Here is a 3,604-nt window from a genome sequence, read left to right as displayed (position 1 = left end):
GTGGCGGGCCAGGAGGTCGCTCTCGGAGACGACACCGACGACGTGCTCGTCGTCGTCCACGACGGGGACCCCGCTGATCTCGTGCTCGGCGAGCAACTTCGCCACCCCCCTGAACGACATCGCGGGGACGGCGGAGACCACGTCGTCGGTCATCAGGCCGCCGACCTTCATGTGCTTCATCGCCGCGCCTCCTGTTCGAGGGTGGGGACGGTGATCCCCGCACCACCACCCTCCGACGCGCGCGCGGCAGCCCGCGAGGGCCGAACGGTCCACCCTCGGGACCGAACGGGCTCGTCGTGCCGGGTCCGCACCCTGCCCGGCCGGGGCGGGGACCTTCGGTCCCGTCCTTGCCCCCAGCGGCCCTCCGGCCACCGGGGGCCGGCTGCCAGGGTGGAGGAAGGCCCCTCGGCTCCTAGGAGGAGCGATGAACGGAACAGCTCGTTCCGCCCTGGGCAGGGTCGTCGTCGGCGTCGACGGATCACCGTCCGCGCACACGGCGGTGATGTGGGCGGCGGCGGAGGCGGACCTGCGGGGCAGCACCCTCTGTCTCGTCCACGCGGCGGACACGGACGCACCGGTCCCGTTCCTGTCCGAGGCGGAGATCGTCAGGGCTCGGCGAGCGGGGCGTGAGCTGCTCGACCGCACCGCCGAGGCGATCGCGGAGCGATACCCCGAGCTGGCGGTCGTCGAGGAACTCTCCGACGGCCCGGCTCCTGGCAGTCTGAGGCGGGCCGCCGCCTCGACCGGCACGATCGTCGTCGGACACCGGGGCCTCGGCGGGTTCTCCTCGCTGTTGCTCGGATCGGTCGGTCTCGAGGTCGCGGCCGGCGCCACCACGCCCGCGGTCGTGGTGCGGGGGGCCGCGGAGTCCGTCGAGGCCGACGCGGTCCTCGCGGCGGTCCGGGACGAGGCCGACGTGGGCTGCGCCCGTGCGACGGCCCACGAAGCCCTCCTGCGCAAGATGCCCCTGTGGCTCCTGCACATCTGGGACGTGGGGCGGATCATCGACGCCCGGGCCGCGTCGCGCAACGGCGGAGACGGGAGCGCCCGTGCCCACGCCCGCGTGCCGTCCTCGGTCTCGGACCGGCTCCGGGAGGAGTTCCCGGGCCTGACCGTGCAGGCCGAGGGCCGGAAGAGCCACAGCGTGCCCGGAGCCCTCGTCGACGCGTCGCACCACGCCGACCTTCTGGTCCTCGGCGGTCGGCGGTCGCCCGGCTACCTCGGACCGACGCTCGGCCGGATCACGCTGACCCTGCTGCAGCACGCCCACTGCCCCGTGGAGCTCCTCCCCCGGCAAGGACCCGGCCATGGGAGCGCGTCATGACCGGCACCACGGATCGCCACGACGTCGTGGGTGGTCGGCGTCGGCCCGGCCGTCCCGGGTGACGTCCTCCTGGCCGGTTGCGGGGGCCCCGTTCGGCACGACGGCCGTCACCGCCGCCGGCCCGGCCGTGGCGGCGGTCCCCGAACCCCCCTGCCGTCGTCCCACGGGCACTCGCGCTCGGGGCCCGCCGCGCGACCCGTCCGGACCGCCTGCGGAGGAACGGGCCTGACAGGAACCGTCGGAGCACAGGGACTACCGTGAAGACCGGGCGCCACGGATGCCGCCCCTGCGTCTGACGCGACCGGAGGTCTTGATGGGCCGGGAGGACCCCGAATCCGCGGACACACGGATGCCACGGTTGAAACTGGACGAGCTGCTCGACGAACTTCAGGCACGCATCGACGAGGTGCGGGGCACGAGGGACCGGTTGAACGGGCTCCTGGAGGCCGTCATGTCCGTGGGCCGGGAACTGGACCTGCCCCAGGTGCTGCGAGGCATCGTGGAGGCCGCAGTGGTCCTCGTGGACGCCGAGTACGGGGCCCTGGGCGTCATCGGGGAGGACCGGAGACTCGCCGAGTTCGTCCCCGTCGGCATCGACGACGACGTGTGGAGGCGGATCGGGGATCTCCCCTCCGGCCACGGCATCCTCGGCGAACTGATCCGCAACCCCCAGCCCCTGCGCCTCTCCGAGCTGTCCGAGCACCCCGCCTCGTACGGATTCCCGCCGCACCATCCGCCGATGCACTCCTTTCTCGGTGTCCCCATCAGGGTCCGGGAGGAGGTGTTCGGGAACCTGTACCTCACCGAGAAGCGGGGGAGGGCGGACTTCGACGCAGAGGACGAGGCCGTGGTGACGACACTGGCCGTCGCGGCCGGCATCGCGATCGAGAACGCCCGTCTCTACGAGGAGGGCAGGCTCAGGCAGCGGTGGCTGGCCGCGAGCGCCGACCTCACCAGCGCCCTGCTGTCGGGCTCGGAGGAGACCCTGGTGCTCGACGGGATGCTGGAGCAGGCCATGGACATCGCGGGCGCCGACATGGGGGTCTTCTACCTGATGGGCACGGGCGGCGAGCTGCGGGGGTCGCTGGCGCGCGGTGAGGGGGCCGACGCGCACCGGGGCGTGGTCCTGCCGAGCAGCGAGGGAACCCTGGCCGCCGCCGCCCTCGAGGAGGAGGACGGCCTGGTCACGCTGGCGGACGTGGAGAGCGACGAGCGGGTGACGGTGCAGCCGGAGCGTTGGAAGGGCTTCGGGCCGGCGGTCGCGGTGACGGTCGGCACGAAGGAGCGGCTGAGCGGCGTACTGATCCTCGCCCGGCGCCGGGCGCGGTCACCCTTCGTGGGCGCCGAGATCGCGGCTCTCCCGGGCTTCGCCGGCCAGGCGGCACTGGCGCTCGAACTGGCCGACAGGCGCCGTGACGCCGAGCAGGTGAGCCTTCTGGAGGATCGTGACCGGATCGCACGTGATCTGCACGACCTGGCGATCCAGCGCCTGTTCGCCACGGGGATGACGCTGCAGAGCGCGCGGCGGTTCGTCGAGCACCCCGAGGCCGTGGAGCGGCTGACGCGGGCCGTCGACGACCTGGACGCCACGATCAAGATCATCCGATCGACCATCTTCGGACTCCGGGAACACGACACCTCCGGCAGTGCTCCGAAACTCAGGAACCGTGTCGTCCAAGCGGTGGAATCGGCCGCGTCGACACTCGGATTCGCTCCGGCGCTCCGGATGGAGGGGCTGCTGGACACGGACGTGCCGCCGGAGGCGGCCGAGGAGGCACTCGCCGTCCTCGGGGAGGCGCTCACCAATGTGGCACGGCACGCCCGGGCCCGGAGGGTGGAGGTGGCGGTCGTGGCCGAGGAGGGCGTCCTGGCGGTGACGGTGAGCGACGACGGCGTGGGCGTACCGCGGGGCGGCAGGCGCAGTGGGCTGCGGAACCTGTCCGAGCGGGCCGAGCGGCTGGGCGGCTCGCTGTCGGTCCGCGCGCGGGCGGAGCCCGGCAGCGGCACGGTGCTCGAGTGGCGGATCCCGCTGCCGACCGGGAGCCTCTGACCGCGCTACTTCCCCTCGGCGCCGTGTTCGTGGACCTGCGCGGCGATGACGGCGGCCTGGACACGACGCTCGACGCCGAGTTTGCCCAGCAGTCGTGAGATGTGGTTCTTGACGGTCTTCTCCGAGAGGTAGAGGCGTTTGGCGATCTGCCGGTTGGTGAGTCCCTCGCCGATGAGGTCGAGTACGGACCGCTCCCGTTCGGAGAGGGCCGCGAGCCGCTCGTCCTCCGG

Annotated in this window: 4 protein-coding genes; 2 read left to right on the top strand and 2 right to left on the bottom strand. The window is 72.9% G+C overall.

Going from position 1 to position 3,604, the window contains the following annotated elements; genetic code table 11:
* The coding region (locus ACFYUZ_RS39105; RefSeq protein WP_389317958.1) for a CBS domain-containing protein at positions 1-180 on the bottom strand (180 nt) is incomplete at its 3' end.
* 244 nt (positions 181-424) lie between these two features.
* Between ACFYUZ_RS39105 and ACFYUZ_RS39100 the strand changes: the two genes are divergently transcribed.
* Together ACFYUZ_RS39100 and ACFYUZ_RS39095 are read left to right on the top strand one after the other, a co-directional pair.
* Complete coding sequence (locus ACFYUZ_RS39100) at positions 425-1,324, top strand: universal stress protein (RefSeq protein WP_389317955.1); 900 nt, start codon at positions 425-427, stop codon at positions 1,322-1,324.
* Between the two features lie 349 nt (positions 1,325-1,673).
* The gene (locus ACFYUZ_RS39095; protein WP_389317952.1) at positions 1,674-3,374 is read left to right on the top strand and encodes a GAF domain-containing protein; all 1,701 of its coding nucleotides are present in this window, start codon (positions 1,674-1,676) and stop codon (positions 3,372-3,374) included.
* A 5-nt stretch (positions 3,375-3,379) separates the two neighbouring features.
* On the opposite strand, the gene ACFYUZ_RS39090 is transcribed toward ACFYUZ_RS39095, so the two are convergent.
* Positions 3,380-3,604: response regulator transcription factor (locus tag ACFYUZ_RS39090; RefSeq protein ID WP_389317949.1), on the bottom strand; the 225-nt coding region annotated here is incomplete at its 5' end.

Source organism: Streptomyces sp. NPDC004266 (genome assembly GCF_042874095.1).
GTDB lineage: Bacteria > Actinomycetota > Actinomycetes > Streptomycetales > Streptomycetaceae > Streptomyces.
Note: the sequence above shows the minus strand (reverse complement) of the source record. Positions and strands in the feature narration are given on the sequence as shown.

What these genes read in the sequence shown, in the direction of transcription:
- ACFYUZ_RS39095 (WP_389317952.1), top strand. Translation starts at nt 1,674, where the DNA reads ATGCCACGGTTGAAACTGGACGAGCTGCTCGACGAACTTCAGGCACGC.
- ACFYUZ_RS39100 (WP_389317955.1), top strand. Translation starts at nt 425, where the DNA reads ATGAACGGAACAGCTCGTTCCGCCCTGGGCAGGGTCGTCGTCGGCGTC.